At 59.4% G+C, this 20,169-nt stretch carries 22 protein-coding genes and 1 riboswitch; of the genes, 2 read left to right on the forward strand and 20 right to left on the reverse strand.

Annotation, left to right across the window (positions count from 1 at the left end):
* Positions 1 to 86: 86 nt before the first annotated feature.
* Positions 87 to 560: a Dps family protein gene (locus CIC07_RS23040; RefSeq protein ID WP_076357786.1), complete on the reverse strand. Its 474-nt coding sequence runs from the start codon at positions 558 to 560 to the stop codon at positions 87 to 89.
* Between the two features lie 217 nt (positions 561 to 777).
* Between CIC07_RS23040 and CIC07_RS23045 the strand changes: the two genes are divergently transcribed.
* Positions 778 to 1,572, forward strand: a complete 795-nt coding sequence (locus CIC07_RS23045; RefSeq protein WP_076357785.1) for a YheC/YheD family protein — start codon at positions 778 to 780, stop codon at positions 1,570 to 1,572.
* Between the two features lie 216 nt (positions 1,573 to 1,788).
* Entirely contained in the window at positions 1,789 to 2,139 is a 351-nt protein-coding gene (ymzB, locus tag CIC07_RS23050) for a protein YmzB (RefSeq protein WP_076357784.1), read from the forward strand.
* 117 nt (positions 2,140 to 2,256) lie between these two features.
* Here the strand turns inward: ymzB and CIC07_RS23055 are convergent, their stop codons facing one another.
* The 19 genes from CIC07_RS23055 to spoIIR form a co-directional block, all read right to left on the reverse strand.
* Positions 2,257 to 3,057 carry a tyrosine-protein phosphatase gene (locus CIC07_RS23055; RefSeq protein ID WP_076357783.1) on the reverse strand — a complete coding sequence of 267 codons (801 nt, stop codon included), beginning with the start codon at positions 3,055 to 3,057 and terminating at the stop codon, positions 2,257 to 2,259.
* A 554-nt stretch (positions 3,058 to 3,611) separates the two neighbouring features.
* A complete protein-coding gene (locus CIC07_RS23060) occupies positions 3,612 to 4,010 on the reverse strand; it encodes a F0F1 ATP synthase subunit epsilon (protein ID WP_076357782.1) in 399 nt (132 codons plus the stop codon).
* 24 nt (positions 4,011 to 4,034) lie between these two features.
* A complete protein-coding gene (gene atpD / locus CIC07_RS23065) occupies positions 4,035 to 5,453 on the reverse strand; it encodes a F0F1 ATP synthase subunit beta (protein ID WP_094248271.1) in 1,419 nt (472 codons plus the stop codon).
* 75 nt (positions 5,454 to 5,528) lie between these two features.
* Positions 5,529 to 6,389: an ATP synthase F1 subunit gamma gene (gene atpG / locus CIC07_RS23070; RefSeq protein WP_076357780.1), complete on the reverse strand. Its 861-nt coding sequence runs from the start codon at positions 6,387 to 6,389 to the stop codon at positions 5,529 to 5,531.
* A 74-nt stretch (positions 6,390 to 6,463) separates the two neighbouring features.
* Positions 6,464 to 7,978: a F0F1 ATP synthase subunit alpha gene (gene atpA / locus CIC07_RS23075; protein WP_076357779.1), complete on the reverse strand. Its 1,515-nt coding sequence runs from the start codon at positions 7,976 to 7,978 to the stop codon at positions 6,464 to 6,466.
* Between the two features lie 15 nt (positions 7,979 to 7,993).
* Positions 7,994 to 8,542: a F0F1 ATP synthase subunit delta gene (locus CIC07_RS23080; protein ID WP_076357778.1), complete on the reverse strand. Its 549-nt coding sequence runs from the start codon at positions 8,540 to 8,542 to the stop codon at positions 7,994 to 7,996.
* Positions 8,539 to 9,021, reverse strand: coding sequence for a F0F1 ATP synthase subunit B (gene atpF, locus CIC07_RS23085; RefSeq protein WP_076357777.1), 483 nt, complete (start codon positions 9,019 to 9,021; stop codon positions 8,539 to 8,541). Before atpF ends, CIC07_RS23080 begins: the two co-directional genes overlap by 4 nt.
* Before the next feature lie 195 nt (positions 9,022 to 9,216).
* On the reverse strand, positions 9,217 to 9,429 hold the full coding sequence (gene atpE, locus CIC07_RS23090) for a F0F1 ATP synthase subunit C (RefSeq protein ID WP_076357776.1): 213 nt from the start codon (positions 9,427 to 9,429) through the stop codon (positions 9,217 to 9,219).
* A gap of 98 nt (positions 9,430 to 9,527) precedes the next feature.
* Positions 9,528 to 10,286 (reverse strand): F0F1 ATP synthase subunit A, encoded by a 759-nt coding sequence (atpB, locus tag CIC07_RS23095; RefSeq protein ID WP_076357775.1) that lies wholly within the window; start codon positions 10,284 to 10,286, stop codon positions 9,528 to 9,530.
* Positions 10,287 to 10,296: 10 nt separating this feature from the next.
* Entirely contained in the window at positions 10,297 to 10,677 is a 381-nt protein-coding gene (locus tag CIC07_RS23100) for an ATP synthase subunit I (RefSeq protein WP_076357774.1), read from the reverse strand.
* On the reverse strand, positions 10,670 to 10,891 hold the full coding sequence (locus CIC07_RS23105) for an AtpZ/AtpI family protein (RefSeq protein ID WP_049868381.1): 222 nt from the start codon (positions 10,889 to 10,891) through the stop codon (positions 10,670 to 10,672). Before CIC07_RS23105 ends, CIC07_RS23100 begins: the two co-directional genes overlap by 8 nt.
* Before the next feature lie 187 nt (positions 10,892 to 11,078).
* Positions 11,079 to 12,224, reverse strand: a complete 1,146-nt coding sequence (wecB, locus tag CIC07_RS23110) for a non-hydrolyzing UDP-N-acetylglucosamine 2-epimerase (protein WP_094248272.1) — start codon at positions 12,222 to 12,224, stop codon at positions 11,079 to 11,081.
* A gap of 17 nt (positions 12,225 to 12,241) precedes the next feature.
* Entirely contained in the window at positions 12,242 to 12,871 is a 630-nt protein-coding gene (gene upp, locus CIC07_RS23115; protein WP_048747635.1) for a uracil phosphoribosyltransferase, read from the reverse strand.
* Between the two features lie 334 nt (positions 12,872 to 13,205).
* Entirely contained in the window at positions 13,206 to 14,453 is a 1,248-nt protein-coding gene (locus CIC07_RS23120) for a serine hydroxymethyltransferase (protein WP_076357772.1), read from the reverse strand.
* Positions 14,454 to 14,696: 243 nt separating this feature from the next.
* Positions 14,697 to 15,299: a TIGR01440 family protein gene (locus tag CIC07_RS23125; protein ID WP_076357771.1), complete on the reverse strand. Its 603-nt coding sequence runs from the start codon at positions 15,297 to 15,299 to the stop codon at positions 14,697 to 14,699.
* Between the two features lie 182 nt (positions 15,300 to 15,481).
* A riboswitch (ZMP/ZTP riboswitch) is annotated at positions 15,482 to 15,563 on the reverse strand.
* A 127-nt stretch (positions 15,564 to 15,690) separates the two neighbouring features.
* Entirely contained in the window at positions 15,691 to 16,287 is a 597-nt protein-coding gene (locus CIC07_RS23130) for a low molecular weight protein arginine phosphatase (RefSeq protein ID WP_076357770.1), read from the reverse strand.
* 51 nt (positions 16,288 to 16,338) lie between these two features.
* A complete protein-coding gene (locus tag CIC07_RS23135) occupies positions 16,339 to 16,905 on the reverse strand; it encodes a manganese efflux pump MntP (RefSeq protein WP_048747642.1) in 567 nt (188 codons plus the stop codon).
* Positions 16,906 to 17,785: 880 nt separating this feature from the next.
* Positions 17,786 to 18,904 (reverse strand): L-threonylcarbamoyladenylate synthase, encoded by a 1,119-nt coding sequence (locus tag CIC07_RS23140; RefSeq protein ID WP_076357769.1) that lies wholly within the window; start codon positions 18,902 to 18,904, stop codon positions 17,786 to 17,788.
* Between the two features lie 324 nt (positions 18,905 to 19,228).
* Complete coding sequence (spoIIR, locus tag CIC07_RS23145) at positions 19,229 to 20,005, reverse strand: stage II sporulation protein R (protein ID WP_083688227.1); 777 nt, start codon at positions 20,003 to 20,005, stop codon at positions 19,229 to 19,231.
* Positions 20,006 to 20,169: the final 164 nt, after the last annotated feature.

The raw sequence follows: 20,169 nt of genomic DNA on the forward strand, positions 1-20,169 counted from the left end.
GTAGCGTTCACAAAATGGATACAACAACAAGCCCTCCGGATATCCGAAGGGCCTATTGCATGCTCGCATCCCGCAAGGCGCGGTGTCTACGCCAAAAACTTCTCCAGCATCCAGCGGTGCTGATCCAGCTGCTCCACCATGCCGGTCAGAATGTCGCCCGTCGCCGCATCGTCTTCTTCTTCGGCCGTTTCGGCGGCTACCTTCATGTCCTCGGCAAGGGTATTGAAGTCGTCGATCAGATTCCGCACCATCGTTTCGGCATCTTCCTTTTCCGTCGCCTCCTTGATGGAAGACAGATCCAGCATGCCCTTCATGGTGGATACCGGCTTGCCGCCGATTCCGATCAGGCGTTCCGCCGCTTCGTCGAACATGAGCGTGACGGCATTATAGAACTCCTCGAACTTGACGTGGAGAGTATAGAAATTAGGACCGGACACATTCCAATGGAAGGAATGGAGCTTCATGTACAGTACGCCCATCGAAGCGACTTGACGGTTCAGCGCATCCTGCGTCTTCGTATTCTTTGCCGCTTTGCCGCGGCTGGCGGTTTGAGTTGCCATTTTTACAATCCCCTTCCGAATATTCTTTCGTTAGAATCAGGCTTCATGTCTTCTCATTACCCCATCCGGGCCGGGACAAACAGGCACGCCTGAAATCAGCTTGCGCAGCATGCCTGTTCCTTATCCGGCCAGCCGCCTTTTGAGCCAGGGGCATGTCATCCGCACACGTCCGTCCAAGCCTGCAGGCATAAGGTAGGGGTAGAGGTGATCAAGCAGGATGCCAACAATAAAAAAATACGTCAAAACCTATAATTCCCGCACCCTTTGGGGAAAACTTCGAGTAAGCCGGATGCTGCGCAAAGATTCCGCTACGGCGCACTTTGTTCCCCGGACGGCCGCCTTCTCCCGCAAGCAGCTGAAGAAAATGGCTTCGCGCTTTGAAATTCTGTATATCAAGCCGAATATAGGCTCTCTGGGCATGGGAATCCATAGGCTTCGGCGCAAAGGGAGCGGGTACGAGCTCGCCTCCGTGATTTTCCGCAAACAGATCTCCCGCTCGTTCGGGAATCTCGACCAGGTGTACGAACATATCCGGAAAACCCGCAAATCCGGAAAGCTGATCATCCAGCGCGGCATTCAGCTCGACCGGATCGAAGGCAAGCCATACGACATCCGCGCCATGGTACAGCGCAAGCCCAAAGGACCCTGGACCTGCACGGCTCTGATAGTCAAGGTGGCGCTGCCCAATCGCATCGTGACCAACGCCCATCAGGGCGCCAAGCTCTACCTGCTGTCCAAGCTATGGGAAATGCAAGGAATGGGATCTTCCCCCGCCCGCGCCAACAACGAGTTCATCGGAGAGTCGGCGCTGGCGATATCCAAGTCGTTGTCCCGCCGTTACGGCGGCATGCGCGAGATGGGAATCGACTTCGCGATCGACCGGAGCAAAAGGCTGTGGGTGCTGGAGGTCAATACGAACCATCCCCAGTACGGGGCCTTCAAAAAGATCGACCGAGCCGTCTACAACCGGGTCAAAAGCTTCGCCCGCAGCTATGGACGCAAGGACGACTGAATCCGTCCGCCAGCCGCCTCGGCCAGCGCCTGCCTTGGCGGTCGTTCTGCTGCTTCATTTCAAGGCATTTGCTGTAAATAAAGATCAGAAGAGCCTCTAGGAATCAACCGCGATCGGGCGGCTGCCGCAGACTCTGCGATCGGCCGCGTCATGCTGCCGGCAGCAGGAGGTCCCGGCCGTACATTTACTTCGATCCAAGAAAGGTGGAGATGGTCCATGTCGGATGCCATGAATGTCAGCCGGCTGCTGGAGCTGCTGGAAGCCCGCAAGGGCGAGGATGTCGATATCGTCAAGCAGGAAGACGGAGATTTGGATAAGGTCCGCATGACGTTCAGCGGAGCGGAGCTGCTGCATAATCCTTCATCGGATGATTATGTGTCGGGAACGATCCTGCTGCTGCACGGTTCCGCCAGCATCGTCACCGACAAGGGCCGCGAGCCCGTGCCTGGCGACTCCTATGAAATTCCGCTCCAAGCGGATGACTCCCTCATCGAGCAGGACGGAGAAATCCGGGTGAGGACAAAGCGGGCGACCTACTCCATCCAGCCTTCCGGTTCAGCCGGCTGAACCAAAAAAAGCTTTGGGCCGCTGGCGGTCCAAAGCTTTTTTCTATTGGCTGCGCCTTCCATTCCCGCTTCCGTCCCCGCGTTCGAGGTTCGTTTCATGCAAAATCGAAGGCTCCATTCAGCGGCTCCGTCGGCCGAACAAGCTTCGCAGCAAGCCTTGGGGCCTTCCTCCAGAAGCTGCTGCCGCCTGCAGCTGCTCCGTCCCAAGCAGGTCGTCTCCTGCGAGCAGACTGGCGGCATTTTGCATGAAATAAGCTTTCCAGTCATCCCCGAGCCGTTCGGAGATGGCGGCATAGGCGGCCGCCAAGCGGAATCCCCGGCGCTCCGCATGATGCGCATCCGAGGAGACGAGATGGACGAGACCGGAGCGCATCATCGACCAGGAAGCCTTCTCGATCGATCTTCCGTACAGCCCCAGCAGCGAATGCGTCGTCACTTGTCCCCAAGCCCCGAGCGAGATGAGCTCTTCCAGAAGAGCAGGCTCCCGCATCGCCTGCTCATTGCGTTCAGGATGGGCAATGACAGGCCGCACCCCTTGAAGCGTCAGCTCATAGACCAGCTCGGCCATTCCGGAAGGAATCTCCGCAGTCGGCATTTCAAGCAGCATATAGGGGGTATCCGCAAGCGTCAGCAGCTCCCGCTTCTCCCAATTGTCGAGCAGTTCCGCATGGACACGGATCTCTTGGCCCGGATGCAAAGCAATCGGTATGCCATGCTGCAGCAGCAGCTCTCCGGTCCGGCGCGTCAGCTCCCGCACGTCGGCTGCCATATTCCAATAAGCTCCGTTGGCGTGATGAGGGGTAGCGATGATATCGGTGATGCCTTCAAGCTGCGCCGCTCTCGCCAAAGCGAGCGTTTGCTCCACGTTCCGGGCTCCGTCGTCGATGCCGGGAAGGATGTGGGTATGGATATCGATCATTGCTGGAGCACTCTCCCCGCTGTCATGGATGTAAAGGATGTGCGAACTTAGAACTGCTGTAACCGCATCTATAAGCCTGCCGATCGAGGGATTGCTGGTACCGCATCTATATGCCTGCTTATCGAGGCTTGCTGATATTGCGCTCAGGTTGCATTCGTCGTTGCGTGCAACGAAGTGGCTGCTCCTGTCCTTATCATACTTGATTGGAGAGACGATCGGCATCCGCCGTTGGCTTCATTGTCATCGGACTTTCGGTCGAAACTCCCCTGCCGCAAACCTCAATTCATCCTGCAATCTCAATTCATCCTGCCATCTCAATTCGCGGCATCATTTTATAATCTCTTTGAATCGAGGCGGCGAATCCGTCAATAAAGCCGCTGCCAGCATGCTCAATAAAAAAAGCGCCCCTGCCATATATCCCGTCCTCCCCTGTAATTTTTTTCGTCGAAATGGCTGGATTTCATTTGCATTCCAGTATATTCCATAACAATAAAACAAAAAAGCCCCTCCTCCGTTATCGGTACCTAACGGGAGAGGGGCTTTTGAGGACGGGATCAACCTCTGGTGTTCAGACGGTTGAGCGCACGTTGAAGCGCAAGCTCCGCACGATGATGATCGACGGTTTCCTTGTTGCGGTTGCGAATGCGCTCTTCAGCGCGCTTCTTGGCCAGCTCGGCACGGTCCACATCGATCTCGCCCGGAAGCTCGGCGCTTTCGGCCAGAATGACGACTTTCTCGTGGCGAACTTCGGCAAAGCCTCCACTCACCGCGATGTTTTCATAATTGCTGCCGATCTTCGCCGTAACGGCGGATATCTTCAGAGGCGTGACCGTAGGAACGTGATTAGGCAGGATGCCCATCTCGCCCTCTACTCCGCGGATGATGACCATGTTCACATCCTTGGAATAAACGGTACGCTCCGGCGTAACGATTTCAAGCAGTAAGGTGCTCATACGATAACCTCCATCCGCCGAGGATTAAACCTCTTGAGCGAGCTTCTTCGCTTTGGCAACGGCGTCTTCAATCGTTCCGACGTTATGGAACGCTGGTTCCGGAAGATCATCATGCTTGCCTTCAAGAATTTCCTTGAAGCCCCGTACCGTATCCTTGATCCGTACGGACAGGCCAGGCATGCCGTTGAATGCTGCTGCAACGTGAAGCGGCTGCGACAGGAACAGCTGGACGCGGCGTGCGCGAAGCACGACGAGCTTGTCTTCCTCGGACAGTTCGTCCATGCCGAGGATGGCGATGATATCGAGCAGCTCTTTGTAGCGCTGAAGAAGCTTCTTCACGCTTTGAGCCACTTGATAGTGCTCTTCGCCGACGATTTCCGGAGTCAGGACGCGCGAGGACGAAGCCAGCGGGTCGACTGCCGGGAAGATACCCATAGCGGCGATGTTACGCTCCAGGTTGGTCGTGGAGTCCAAGTGGGCGAACGCCGTGGCAGGAGCCGGGTCGGTGTAGTCATCGGCAGGAACGTAGATCGCCTGGATCGACGTAACCGAGCCGTTCTTCGTGGAAGTGATGCGCTCTTGCAGCTGGCCCATCTCGGTTGCCAGCGTCGGCTGGTAACCTACCGCGGACGGCATGCGGCCGAGCAGCGCGGATACTTCGGAGCCCGCTTGAGTGAAGCGGAAGATGTTGTCGACAAACAGGAGCACGTCGCGGTTTTCTTGATCGCGGAAGTATTCCGCCATCGTCAGACCGGTCAGGGCTACGCGAAGACGCGCGCCTGGAGGCTCGTTCATCTGGCCGAATACCATGGCCGTTTTCTCGATAACGCCGGATTCGCTCATCTCGTGGTAAAGGTCGTTGCCCTCACGAGTACGCTCGCCTACGCCGGCAAATACGGAAATACCGCCGTGTTCGGAAGCGATGTTGTGGATAAGCTCCTGCATCGTGACCGTTTTGCCTACGCCGGCGCCGCCGAACAGGCCGACCTTGCCGCCCTTGGCGTACGGAGCCATCAGGTCGATGACCTTGATGCCGGTTTCCAGAACTTCCTGCTGCGTGGACAGATCCTCGAATACCGGAGCTTGACGGTGGATCGGCAGCGTGATGCTGCGGTCTACGTCACCGTTGTTGTCGATCGGATCGCCGACAACGCTGAATACGCGGCCGAGCGTAGCCGGTCCGACCGGTACGGTGATGGCTGCGCCGGTATCAACAGCAGCCGTTCCGCGCACGAGGCCGTCCGTGGAGGACATCGCGACGCAGCGAACTGTGTTGTTTCCGAGGTGGGTGGCCACTTCGAGAGTCAGCTTCACGTCTTTTTCGGAAGAGTTCTGGGCCTTTTGTTCAATCTTAATTGCGTTCAGGATTTCTGGCAGATGGCCGTTGTCGAATTCAACGTCGACAACCGGTCCCAGTACCTGGACAACGCGACCGTTGCTCATGGGGGTCCCTCCTGTAGTAAAGATAGTTGCACGTGCATCTATGAAGCAGGCCGCAGCCTGCTCATCTGCGTGTGATTATTGCTGGGCGCTTGCTCCGCCGACGATCTCCGCAATTTCTTGGGTGATCGCGGCCTGACGCGCGCGGTTGTAAGAGAGCGTAAGCTCGCCGATGAGCTTCGTCGCATTCTTCGTCGCATTGCCCATTGCCGTCATCCTGGCGCCGAACTCGCTCGCCTTGCCTTCGAGAATCGCGCTGTACACGACCGTCTCGGCATACTTGGGCAGCAGGACGCTGAGCACGGATTCCGCATCCGGCTCGTACTCGTACTGCGCCGCAGCACCGGTGAACTCATCGGAGCTCAGCGGCAGCAGCTTCTTCATCGTCGGAATCTGGGAAATGGCATTGATGAAGCGGTTGTAGACGATATAGACCTCATCGTAACGGCCTTCTTCAAAGCCTTGAACGGCTTTGTAGGCGACCGGCTTGATATCGCCGTATTTCGGGGAATCGGAGATTCCCGTCACTTCCTCGGCGATGTTCATGCTGCGGCGCGTCAAGTAGGCGCTGCCTTTACGGCCGACAACGAGGATTTCGTACTCGTCCTTGGACCGGTGCTTCTCGGCGATCGTATTGGACAGCTTGCGCAGTACGTTGATGTTGTAACCGCCAGCGAGTCCGCGGTCCGACGTCACGATCAGGTAAGCTGTGCGCTTCACCTCGCGCGACTGCAGCATAGGATGACGAATGCTGCCTGCGCCGGCGGCGATGCTGGAGACGACTTCGCGGATCTTGTCCGTGTAAGGACGGGCCGACAATGCCGCCTCCTGCGCGCGGCGAAGCTTCGCCGCAGCGACCATTTCCATCGCTTTGGTGATCTGCTTCATATTCTGCTTGCTCTTGAGCGAGCGCTTGATCTCCCGCATGCCTTTTGCCATTAGTACTCACCACCTTACTTATCGGCCCCATGCCTATAGTCAGGCACGGGGACCGGCATCATCGTTCCTTGCTATTAAACCGAACGGGAGAAGCCTTTCTTGAAGTCCTGGATGGCGGCTACAAGTGCTTTCTCGTTGTCGGAGGAGAGGTCTTTGGTATCGCGGATGGAAGTCAGAATCTCCGGCTTGTTGGCATCCACGAAGCTCAGCAGCTCGCCCTCGAAGCGGCGGACGTCCTGGACCGGGATATCATCCACATGGCCGCGCGTTACCGCGAACAGGGAGACAACCTGGCGCTCCAGAGGCATAGGCTGGTTGATGCCTTGCTTCAGGATTTCCAGCGTGCGCTCGCCGCGGTCGAGGCGGGACTTGGTCACTTTGTCCAGGTCGGAGCCGAATTGGGCGAATGCCGCCAGCTCGCGGTACTGGGCAAGGTCGAGCTTCAGCGTGCCGGCTACCTTTTTCATCGCCTTCGTTTGAGCGGAGGAGCCTACGCGGGATACGGAGTTGCCGACGTTGACAGCCGGACGCTGGCCGGAGTAGAACAGGTCGGACTCCAGGAAGATCTGTCCGTCCGTGATGGAGATGACGTTCGTCGGGATGTAGGCGGAGATGTCTCCGGCTTGCGTCTCGATGAACGGAAGCGCCGTAAGGGATCCGCCGCCGAGCTCGTCGTTCAGCTTGGCCGCGCGCTCCAGCAGGCGGGAGTGCAGGTAGAAGACGTCGCCCGGATAGGCTTCCCGGCCCGGTGGGCGGCGAAGCAGCAGGGACAGCTCGCGGTAAGCGGCGGCTTGCTTGGACAGGTCATCGTAGATGACGAGAACATGCTTGCCGTTGTACATGAAGTACTCGCCCATGGAGCAGCCCGTGTAAGGAGCGATGTAAAGCAGCGGGGACGGCTCGGAAGCGCTCGCCGTTACAACGATGGTGTAATCCAACGCGCCTTGGCGGCGGAGGGATTCGACAACCGTACGGACCGTCGATTGCTTTTGGCCGATAGCGACGTAGATGCAGACGACGCCGTTGCCCTTTTGGTTGACGATCGTGTCGATCGCGATTTGCGTTTTGCCCGTTTGGCGGTCGCCGATGATGAGCTCGCGCTGGCCGCGGCCGATCGGAATCATGGCGTCGATCGCCTTGATGCCCGTCTGCATCGGCTCGAATACGGATTTACGGGCCATGACGCCCGGTGCCGGCGATTCGATCGGACGGCTGGCCGTCGTCGCGATCGGACCGTTGCCGTCAAGCGGCTGGCCCAGAGCGTTGACAACGCGGCCCAGAAGAGCGTCGCCTACAGGTACTTCCATGATGCGGCCCGTGCGCTTCACTTGGTCGCCTTCACGGATATCCGTGTACGGTCCAAGGATAACGACACCGACATTGCTCTCCTCAAGGTTGAGCGCCATGCCTACAACGCCGTTGGAGAACTCGAGCAGCTCGCCGGCCATAGCGTTCTCAAGGCCGTGCACGCGAGCGATGCCGTCGCCGACTTGGATAACCGTTCCGACCTCGTCGACTTGGATCTCGGATTTATATTGTTCAATCTGCTGCTTAATCAGCGTGCTGATTTCATCAGGTCTGATGCTCAATTTCTTCACCCCTATCTACAGTGCTTGGGAATTGATTTGCTTGCTCAGGCGGTCCAGCTTGGTGGAGAGCGATCCGTCATAGATCTTGTCTCCGATGCGGACCTTGATGCCGCCCAGAAGGGAAGGCTCGACGACCTGCTCGCCGATGATGCGCCGCCCTGCGATGACTCCGAATTGCTGGAGCACCTTCGCGAGCTCGGCTTCGCTGAGCGCGATCGCCGTATAGACGGTCGCGCGCGATTCGCCGGAAGCCTCGTCGGCGATTCGGCCGTAGGCTTCGCTGACGCTGCCGACCGATGACTGGCGGCCGCGTTCGATCAGGAGCGTGACCGTATTCAGAACAATAGAGGACACGCGGTCCCCGATTGCTTTTTTGATGATGTCCAGCTTGACCGACGGCTCGATGCCTGGCGTCGACAGGAAACGGGATACGTCTCCGTCGGATGCCAAGGCTCCGGCAATCAGCTCAAGCTGCTGGCGCACTTCCGCCACCAGGTTTTGCGTGCTCGCAACATCGTACAGCGCCTGCGCGTAACGTTTTGCGATTACCGTGTCGCGGCTCATTTGCTTCCAACCTCTTTGAGGTAGTTGTCAACAATTTGCTCCTGCGATTTCTCGTCGATTTGCTTCTCGACGATCTTGGAAGCAATCGCGACGGACATGCTGCCGACTTCGCTGCGCAGGGAAGCGATGGCTTTGTTCTTCTCGCTCTCGATGTCGCGGACGGCATCGTCTTTGAGGCGGGATGCTTCGGAACGGGCCGTATCGATGATGCTGTCGGCCTGCTTTGTGCTCGTGATCCGAGCCTTTTCGATGATATCGTTTGCTTCTTGGCGCGCTTGCGCCAGAGCTTGCTTCTGGGCTTCCATTTCGGCGGAAGCTTCCTTGCGGCTGTTCTCGGCCGCATTCATCTGCTCAAGTACCATTTGGCGGCGCTGTTCCATGATTCCGAACAGGGGACCGAACGCATACTTGTTCAGCAGCCAGTACAGAATGAGGAACGCGACGATCGCGTACACAAAAGACTCCCAATGCCAGGACATGACCGCTCTCCTTTCACTTGCCATTCACATTCATGCCGTGCAGCCCGCTGCCGGTCAGGCGACTCGGCGCAGCTGCACGGACAATCGGAATGCCGACTAAGCTTCAAGCTTTAGGGCAAACCCCGATTTTTATGACGATGGCGTGGAGGGCAATGGCCTTCCCCGCCATGTCGAGTTCAGCAGAATCTGCTGCTATTATTTGAAGAAAGCGAGGAAGCCGATGACAACGCCGATGATCGGCACGACTTCGACGATACCTACGCCGATGAACATCGTCGTTTGAAGCTTGCTTGCCGCTTCCGGCTGGCGGGAGATGCCTTCTACTGTTTTGCTGACGATAAGACCGTTACCTACGCCCGCGCCTACTGCGCCGAGACCAACTGCGATTGCTGCTGCCAATACTTCCATTGTTTAAAATCCTCCTCTAAATTGGGTGAGTGTGGGTTATTTCAACACCGACCGAAGCCGTACGCGACGTCCTCGGAATCAGTACGAACTGCTGTGGATCAGTGCGCGCCGTCTTCGTCGTGAATGGCGGCTTGCGAGATGTACACCATGGTGAGGATCGTGAACAGGAACGCCTGGATGGCGCCTACGAAAATACTGAAGCCCTGCCAGATGATCATGAACGGCGTACCGATGACGCCAAGCATGAGGATGGTGGCGATCAGCACCTCGCCCGCGAAGATGTTCGCGAACAAACGGAGAGCCAGCGTGACCGGCTTCGCGATCGTCTCGATGATGTTCAGCGGGAAGAAAATCGGGTAAGGCTTGAAGTAATGCTGGAAATAATGCTTGGCGTTCATCTTCATGCCGAGGAAATGGACGAGCAGGAAAACGATCAGCGCCAGTCCGGAAGTAACGGATAGGTCGGCTGTCGGTGATTTCCACCACGCCAGCTCCGCATGGCCGTCATGCTTGGCGAGCGTTTCGGCGGCAACCCCCCAGCCCGGATGGTGGATTTCGGTCACGATGCCGAACGGAAGACCGAGCAGGTTGGAGACGAAGATGAAAAGAATCAACGTCAAGCCAAGACCAAGAAACGGACGAACCCGGTTCAGCGGCATCGTGCTTGCAATGGTCGAGTGAACGAAGTCAACCGCCCATTCCATGAAGTTCTGCGCCTTGGAAGGATTCGCAACCGACAATTTTCGAGTCAGCAGCTTGACCAGGAGGAACGTCGCGATGACCGAAACGGTAATCGCGATAAATGCTGAAACGTCGATGTTCAGTCCATTCCAATGGTAAATCGGAAATTCATGCATACCTTAAATTTCACCCCTTTCCACGGCGTAGCCGGAGATTGACAAAGAAAGCGCATACCAGTATAACAAAAGGCACCGCAAAACATGAGGCCAAGGCGGAGGGAAGATTGAAATAGTCCGGCTTGCGGTATGCGATCATGACGACGAGCAGCACCATCGCGATTCTGCCGGCCATTCCGGTTCCTGCCCTTTTGGGAGCCTCCCCGGAAGCCATGACCCCGATCCACTGGACCCGCCTGCGCAGAAGAAAGGCGTTGAACGATCCTGCCGCTATGCCAAGCAGGCAGCCTGCGGCAACCGTGCGCCAGTCCGGAAGCAGAACCCAGACGAGCAGCAGCGCGGCTGCAAGCAGCATGACCGCGGACTTGGTCATCTTGAGCACTTCATTCATTGCTGTCCTCCAGAACCTTTCTGACAATAAAGATGACGGAAACAATTCCTGCCGCCAGCCCGGCGAACACCCCGACGATGATCCATCCTGGAGTTCCCCCGTAACGGGCAGCGAGCCAATAACCGATGTATGTGCATATGGCAACATCGATGCCGAGCGCGCCTACAAGCGCAAGCGCCTTCAGCGGGTCTTCTCCCTTGCTCTTCCTGGCCATGGTTTGTCCCCAATCAACCCTCATTATTTTATCCAAGCAATCGAAGGTTTGTCAATTTTGATAATAGCAAACTTTCCGTGAACTTGGGCAAAAAAACCTTGAAATGACGGGATTTTTCGCTTTGGCAAACCATACAGTTGAACTGTATGCTGTGCCGTTGTTGGAGTTGACGCTCTTCCCCCGAAAACTATGAACGTTGTGTGAACGGTTCGGGTCTTTCGCCTCTGCCAAAATGATGCAGGATGGCGGCGACGATTCTCTCCGACGCAGCCCCGTCTCCGTACGGATTGGCCGCCTGGCTCATGCGCTCATACGTTCCCTGGTCGGTAAGCAGCGCGCGGGTCCGCTCGTAGACGCGGGTCTCGTCCGTGCCGACCAGCTCCAGCGTTCCGGCCTCGATGCCCTCCGGGCGCTCGGTCGTATCCCGCAGCACCAGCGTCGGGATGCCGAAGGAAGGAGCTTCCTCCTGCATGCCGCCGGAGTCGGTGAGAAGCAGATACGTATGCGGGAAGAAGTTGTGAATCTCGAACACGTCCAGCGGCTCGATCAGCTTGATCCGCGGATGGTTGCCCAAAAGCTCCTGCGCCGGCTCGCGTACGGCGGGATTCGGGTGCACGGCGTACACGATGGCGATGTCGTCGAATTCATCGGCGATGCGCTTGACGGCGCGGAAGATGTTGCGATGCGGCTCGCCGAGCGATTCGCGCCGGTGGGCGGTCATCAGGATGAGGCGCTTGCCGGCAGCCCAGTCCAGCATCGGGTGGGTGAATTCCGGATCCACCGTATACTGGAAGACGTCCGTCGCCGTATTGCCGGTCACATAGATCGCGGATTCCGGCTTGCTTTCCCGGCGCAGATTGCCTGCGGACCAGTCCGTCGGCGCGAAGTGCACGTCCGACAGAACGCCGGCCAGCTGGCGGTTCATCTCCTCCGGATACGGGGACATCTTGTTCCAGGTGCGCAGGCCCGCTTCGACATGGCCCACCTGGATCTGCTGCAGGAACGAAGCGTAGCTGGCCAGGAACGTCGTCTGGGTGTCCCCGTGCACGAGCACGATATCCGGACGGGCCTCCTTCAGCACAGGCTCGATTCCCTCCAGCACGCGTACGGTCGTCTCGGTCAGCGTCTGGCGGTCCTTCATGACGTTGAGATCATAGTCCGGCTTGATGCGGAAAAGCTCCAGCACCTGGTCCAGAATCTGGCGGTGCTGGGCCGTCACGCAGACGATCGGCTCGATCTGCTCCGAATGCTTCTGCAGCTCCAGCACAAGCGGAGCCATCTTGACCGCCTCCGGCCTCGTGCCGAAGACGGTCATCACTTTCAGCTTCTCCATGCGGTTCCTTCTCCCCCTTACTTCGTTCCGAACATCCGGTCGCCGGCGTCGCCAAGGCCCGGAATGATGTAGCCCTTCTCGTTGAGCTTCTCGTCCACGGCCGCGGCGTAGATGTCGATCTCGGGATGCGCTTCCTGAACGGCGCGAATGCCTTCCGGAGATGCGATCAGCACCATCAGCTTGAGCTGGGTGCAGCCGCGCTTCTTGAGCGCCTCGATGGCGGCGTTGGCCGAGCCTCCGGTCGCCAGCATCGGATCGACGACGATGAGCAGCCGCTCCGTCGCGTCTGTAGGAAGATTGATGTAATATTCCGTCGGCAGCAGCGTGTCATGGTCGCGGGAGAGCCCGATATGCCCTACCTTGGCGGCCGGAATCAGCTTGAGGATGCCGTCGACCATGCCCAGGCCGGCGCGCAGAATAGGCACGATGCCGAGCATCCTGCCGGACAGTACTTTGGATTCGGCCACGGCGACGGGAGTCTCCACCCGGATCGTGTCCAGGGGCATTTCCCTCGTGATCTCATAGGCCATCAGCGTGGCTACTTCGTCGACAAGCTCGCGGAAGTCTTTGGTCTTGGTGTCTTTGTCCCGAATATACGTCAGCTTGTGCTGGATAAGCGGATGGTCGCATATGACCAGATTGCCCATGGGGGTTGCCCTCCTGAATTTCGCTAAAATTTGCTTTTCTCCGACAGCATCGGAGCATAATCCCAACTATTATAGCATTCCCCAAGGGAGAGCGCATCAAGCATTGTAGAAGGCAAAATATCGCTGCGGAAGCGGACGGCTCCAGACAGGCTCTGTCCTTGTCTCCCGCTTCCGCATTTTCCAAGGCTGGCCGGCTCGATCCGCCCCCTATTCCCCTGCAGGCATACGGAATGATTAGGCTGTGTCCGGCTTCCCAGAGCAAGGCGGCTGAACGGCTGTCCACGCAAAGAACCCCGTCCAGCGGAAAATCCGCCGGACGGGGTTTTCTTGCCTATTAATACTTGATGTCGGTATAGAGCGGGAAGCGGCCCGTGAGCTCGCGCACGATGCCGCCGGCCTTGGCCAGGACGGCCTCGTCCTTCGGACTGCGGAGGGTCATGTCGATGACGTCTGCGATCGTGCGCATCGCGTCCGCGTCCATGCCGCGCGAAGTCGCGGCCGGCGTTCCGATCCGGATGCCGCTCGTAACGAACGGGCTGGTCGGATCGAACGGGATCGCATTTTTGTTCACCGTGATGCCGACGGAATCGAGCACATGCTCGGCTTCCTTGCCCGTGATGTTCAGGTTGCGGGTATCGAGCAGCATGAGATGGTTGTCCGTGCCGCCGGAAACGATGTTCAGGCCTTTGCCCGACAGGGAATCGGCCAGCACCTTCGCATTGTCGATGACGTTTTTGGCGTAGGTTTTGAATTCAGGCTGCAGAGCCTCGCCCAAAGCCACGGCTTTGGCCGCGATGATGTGCATCAGAGGGCCGCCCTGCGATCCCGGGAAGACCGCCTTGTCGATGGCGGCCGCCCAGGCTTTGGTCGTGAGGATCAGGCCGCCGCGCGGTCCGCGCAGCGTCTTGTGCGTCGTCGTCGTCACGAAATGCGCGTGCGGCACCGGGCTCGGATGCAGGCCGGCGGCTACCAGGCCGGCGATATGCGCCATGTCGACGAAGAAGAGCGCGCCGACGTCCTTGGCGATCCGGCCGATCTTCTCGAAGTCGATGATGCGCGGATAAGCGCTCGCCCCGGCTACGATCATGCGCGGGCGATGCTTGAAGGCCGCCTTGCGGAGGTTGTCGTAATCGATCGTGAACGTGTCTTCCTCGACGCCGTATGCGACGAAGTTATAATAAAGGCCGGATGCGTTGACCGGGCTGCCGTGCGTCAGATGGCCGCCATGGGCCAGGTTCATGCCGAGAACCGTATCGCCCGGCTTGAGGGCAGCCAGGTAAACCGCCATGTTGGCCTGAGCGCCGGAATGCGGCTGGACGTTGGCGTGCTCGGCGCCGAACAGCTCCTTCGCGCGGTCGCGCGCGATGTCCTCCACGATGTCGACATGCTCGCAGCCGCCATAGTAGCGCTTGCCCGGATAGCCTTCAGCGTATTTGTTCGTCAGAACGCTGCCCATCGCTTCAAGGACGGCTTCGCTGACGATGTTTTCCGATGCGATCAGCTCGATGTTGTCGCGCTGGCGCTGCAGCTCGAGCCCCATTGCCTTCAATACTTCAGGATCCTGCTTGCGGAGATTTTCCATGTTGGATCAAGTCCTCCCTCATAATGGATGCATCAGTGATCAGAACATCAGTCATTGGAACATCTGTGATTGGAACATCTGCGATTGGAACATCTGCGATTGGAACATCTGTGATTGGAACATCAATGGTTGGAATAACGGACTCGAACATCAGGGATCAGACATCAGTGCCTAAGAATACTGTGCTTAAGCCATTCGTTCTTTCAGCGTTTAGAACCTCAGCGCCCAGGACAGGCTCGCCCTTCAGTCGCAGCTGCCGGCGGAGCCGGACAGCTCCTCCCCTGCCGGCAGCTCGTAGACGGCGCGCGAGCCCCCGATCAGCTTCGGCCGGGTGAACGCCATCGTCACGCGCGCTTCGCCGATCTGCTTCAGGGAAGGACGCAGAGGCACGGCGACCCGGCGCAAATGCATGCCGATGAGCGTTTCGCCGATATCGATGCCGGCATGGGCCTCCACCGTCTCCACGAGGCATGCATCCGCCAGGCGACGGTAGGCGTAAGCGGCCATCGAGCCGCCGGCGCCAGGCACCGGCACGGCGGCGACCTGCTCCAGTCCGAGCCTCTCGGCAACGGCACGCTCCAGAACGAGCGCCCGGTTCAAATGCTCGCAGCACTGGAACACCGGCGTGAAGCCGATCTCCTTGCGCGCCGCCTCCACGCCGGCAAAAACCGCCGCTGCCGCATCCGTGCTGCCCGAGGTTCCGATGCGCCTGCCGAGCACCTCGCTCGTGCTCACTCCGAGAACGAGCAGCTGCCCTTCCCGCAGGCGTCCGCCGCCGGCGAGCTCGCGCACAAGCGTTTCGACCCCGGCGGTTATCGCCGCCTCCGGCTTCGATCCATTCGTCATTCCAGCATCCTCCTGTCTCCGCCCCTCTTCCGTCTCCGCTGCAAGCGTCTCCGCTGCAAGCGGCTCCCGGAACAAGGGACAAGTTCGCCGTTTCGGTTCTATTATACCGGACCGAAGGCCTTTTAGACGAGACTACCCAAAATGACAAAGAGAGCAACGCGCGCAAAAAAGTTTGCGTGCTTGCTCTCTGCCCAGGCGACCGGCCGTATGTTCCGATGCTCCATCGTGGTTAATCCCACTTCGTCGCCAGTTACACCGGAAACCGTTGTTTCTTGCCTTCATCATAGCTTACACGAAAAGGGAAAGTCAATGATGGATAAGCCTTCTGCAGGGCCTCTTTTTCCCAATGGATGCGAGTCCGGAAAAAGAAGCGGTTCCGCTGCCGATCCCGCTACCCCTCATTCCTTTCGGATGGCCGGGATTGGAATTCCGGACGCTCCAGCAAGCCCGACAGCGCCTCGCGGATTTCCTCCGCGCAGCGGGCGTAATCCTCGTAGGAGCCTCCGTACGGATCGGCGATGTCCGGATGGGGAAGCTGGCGCTCCAGCTCCCGGATCCGCCGTTCCAAAGCGTCGTCGGGACGGCGGCCAAGCGACCGGGCGATCATTCTTTCGCTGTAGTGCCTGTCCAGCTCTCCGCCCGCTCCGTCCCGTCCCGGCAAGGAGTATTCCTTCAAGGTATGGACTTTGCCGGAAGCCTCCGGCCAATGCCTCAGAAGCGCTTGCTTGTGGGAGGAAGTCATCGTCAGCACGAGATCGGCCCATTCAAGCAGGCCTTCGCTCGCAGGCGTCGATGAGCCCTTATGAGCGATGCCGCTGTTTTCCAGCACCTGAAGCGCATGGCGCGATACAGGCAATCCGTCCACGGTGGATACTCCCGCTGAGCGGACTTCAAGCCGCAGCCCCCTCTCGGCCGAAAGCTCCCTCAGGAATGCCTCCGCCATCGGGGAACGGCATGTGTTTCCGGTACAGACAAACAAGATGCGCATGGACTCCCTCTCCTTTTCCCTTGAGCGGCTTCTCCTGCCGCCGGGATGTCCCTACAGCAGGAAGAGGATGCCGAAAGTAAGTAAAATCGCGCCGCCCGCCGCTTCCCCGTAGCTCCCCAGGCTTTTTCCGATGCGCCGGCCGGCCAGCAGTCCGGCTACCGACATCAGCCCTCCGGCCAGTCCGAACAGCAGGATGGTGAGAATCAGGTCGGCTGCGAACATGCCCAGCGAAATTCCGACGGAGAAGGAATCGACACTGACGCTCAGAGCGAACAGCAGCATGCCTCCCGCGGTCCTGTGGTCCGCGAAGGACGGCGACTCGCCATCGCCTCTCCAAGCGGCGAGAAGCATATGGCCGCCGAGCAGGATGAGCAGGATTCCCGCAGCCGCCGTCGCCACGTGACCAAGCAGAAAGCTCATGTAATGGCCCGTGTACAAGCCCAGAAGCGGCATGACGACATGGAAAATGCCGATAATCAGACTCAGCTTCAAGATGTCCCGGATCCGGATGCCCCTCATTCCGATGCCGACGCCCAGCGAAAAGGCATCCATCCCGAGAGCTAGCGCCATGATCAATAAAGTGAGCAGCTGTCCTTCATGCAGTCCCGCTTCCAACATTTGCGCAATCTCTCCTTACCTACGCTGGCTTGTTCTATCCAGCTTATGCGGACAAGGAGAGAGATTATGACCTGTCCCGAAGAGTCGGGCGAGGTGCGGCGCAGAGCTCGGTTCGCTCGGCGGGACGAGGGCCGATGCTCCCGGGCGAGGTCTTGCGTCCTGGACCGGGCTCGCTCGGCAGGGCGCGGTCTTGCGCGCTGGCTGGGCGGGACGAGGGCCTGACGCGCTCGACCTGCTCGCTCGACGGGGCGAGGTCCGATGCGCTCGACCGAGCTCGGCGGGACGAGCTCTTGCGCGCTGGCTGGGCGGGAAAAGGTCCGATTCGCCCGAGTGAGGTTTGACGTCCTGGACCCAGCTCGCTCGGCGGGACGAGGCCCTGAGGCGCTCGACCGAGGTTTGACGTCCTGGACCCAGCTCGCTCGGCGGGACGAGGGCCTGAGGCGCTCGACCGAGGTTTGACGTCCTGGACCCAGCTTGCTCGGCGGGACGAGGGCCTGAGGCGCTCGACCGAGCTCGGTCGGCGGGTGGTGCGTGGTCTGCAGCCACGCAGCCAGCAGGAACCATTGCGTTTTGTAGGTATCGCAAATTCAGCACATGGCGGGGAACCTACCGTTTATCGGACATACGTTCCGCTATTTCGCCCCAAAGCCGGTTTCCTTGCAGTTAACGGACATACGTTCCGCTATTTAGGCAGAAACCCGCTGTTTTCAATGTATTCGCATGAAATAGCGGATCCTATGTCCGTTAAAATTATTTTAACGCACGATTTGCATGAAATAACGGATCGTATGTCCGATAGCCTATGATGCTTCAGGAAAATAAATCAAGCTGAGGCCAGCCCGCTTATGGAGCTGCAGTCAGCCCGCAGATGGAGCTGCAGTCAGCCCGCATCGACCTGCCTGCCGCCGGCGGCCTTGGCCAGCCGGTTGAGCAGAGCAAGACCGATGCCGTCCGACGGGCAGGCTTCTGCCCAAATCCGCTCGGCGCCGAGCTCGTCGAACTCTCGCAAAACGGCGTAGAGCGATCGGGCGGCGCTATCCAGCTTCCCGAGGGAGCCGCAGGCCAGGACAGCATCGGCCCGGTAGGAAGCCGCCGTCTCCTCGTAGGCGAGAATGCCGGTGCGCAGCCCCATTGCACATGCCGCATCGGCCTCGGCTTGGATATACGCGCGCACCGCTTCCGGCGAGCCGGATACGAGGGTCATCTCCCCGCGCGGCGCATAATGGGCGTATTTCATGCCGGGAGAGCGGGGCGCCGCCGGCTGGGAAGCCGCGGTCTCGGAGACCGCAGACCCTGACGCCGGCTGCCCGAGGGCCGGAATGCCGGCTCCGGCATCGAACTCGACGGCGTACCCCGCCGCCCGCAGCTGCTCCGGCGTTACGCCGCCGGGCCGCAGGATGCGGACCGACCGCTCTCCGACAGCCTCGACAACCGTCGATTCCAGTCCGACTCCGGTCGCTCCGCCATCCAGCACGCCGCCGATCCGCCCGGCCAGATCCTCCAGCACATGCGAGGCCGCTGTCGGACTTGGGCGCCCCGAGCGGTTCGCGCTCGGGGCCGCGACGGGACAGCCCGCTTCGCGGATCAGAGCCAGCGCCAGCGGATGGTCCGGCATGCGGACCGCGACGGTATCCAGCCCCGCCGTCACGCGCGGCGATACGGCATCCGGAAGCACCGGAAGCACGATCGTCAGCGGCCCGGGCCAAAAGGACCTCATCAAGCCGCGCTCCGTCTCCGTCAAGCCCGCAGCGAGACCTTCCAGCTGCCGCCCATCGGCGATATGGACGATCAGCGGATTGTCGGACGGCCTCCCTTTCGCTTGGAACACGCTTTCTACCGCCGCCGTGCTGCGGGCATCCGCGCCGAGGCCGTACACCGTTTCCGTCGGAAAGGCCACCGTTCCGCCGGAACGCAGCAGTTCGGCCGCTTCCTGCAATTCTTTTGCCGAAACAGCTCCCGCCGCTCCGCTTCTCCAATAAATCGTGCTTGTCGTCGTCATTCGATTCCATTCCTTCTCATCCGGAGTTGCCGCGGAAGCCCCCGGCGATATAGCTACAGTATACCTCTCGCGCCGCCGCGTTACCAACCTTTCAATGCCTTCCCTCCTTGCGGGCAAGAATCGAAAACACCCCCTGCAAAGACTGCTCGCACCCGCCGGAAGGCAGATCCCATCGTCATTGAAAGGGGTGAACGCAGTGATCAAGCCGCTTGGCCGGCATGCCATCCGGCAGCAGGGACGGATTCCGGCTGAACGGACATCGTCGTCTGCCAAAGGCGCCTCTTCCATTCCTTCTCGGACACCGGGCAGCTCCCGCCCGGCCCATCAGGAAAAGAGACCGCGCAGGAAGGAGAAGAACGATTCGATCAGCTCCCAGATGAAAAACTTCGCCTCCGGGGCTTGTCCTGCTTCTGCAGGGGCATCGGCTTTGGCCGAGGCGGATTTGCCGCCATCGGCTTGCGACAGCCGGTCCGGCTTGCTGTCCGCGACCGCAGCAGCAGCTTCCGCTTTCGGAGCCGCGTCTCCGGACGATGAGTCCAAGAAGCACAGCGGAGGGAAAAGGACGCACCACCAGTTCTGGCCCTTTCCTTCGCCAAGGGTGATGAGGAGCGCTTCATAATCGCCTGCCGGATAAACCTGCTCGCCGTAGACTTTGGTCGGAAAAGCCACTTGGCCAAGCTCGGCTTTGTAGCTGTAGGAGAATCCGCGATCCTCCAGCGTGCGGGCTACGATGACTTCGATCTCCCCCATATGGGCATGCAGCGTGGCGCGGGCTTCTTCGATCGTCTGAGGCCCTGCCGCCCAGCCGTTCATCGCCTTCACGACGGCATCGCGCACGACGCGCTTCGTAGCCTGGTCGACGGCGGAATCCGAGTTGGCGAGGATGCGCAGCCGGATGGCCTCGCTTGGAATGGAGCTTTGGGCCAGAGCGGCGTCGTTGCGGACATTTTCCCAGCTCATCATCAGGAAGGCGACACAGACGATGAGGTACAGGTAGGACAGGCGGAACGGGAATCGGTAGGAATGGGCTGGTGCCGGATAAGGACGGGAAGCTGCGGACGGATAAGGGCGGGTCACCGAAGTATAGGAATGAACGGACATTGCACAAGCTCCTCTCGGGCACCCGTCGGCACCGCCGCTTGCGTTCCGGAACGTCTCTATGCTCCAGTATGTCCGCTCTCCGCTCTTCTATACCTTGCCTGCAAATCCGAATTTCGAAGATTGCGAGATTAAGAGGGCTTGAATCGGGGAAGGCTGGCCTGTAA

The organism is Paenibacillus sp. RUD330 (genome assembly GCF_002243345.2).
Classification (GTDB): Bacteria; Bacillota; Bacilli; order Paenibacillales; family Paenibacillaceae; genus Paenibacillus_O.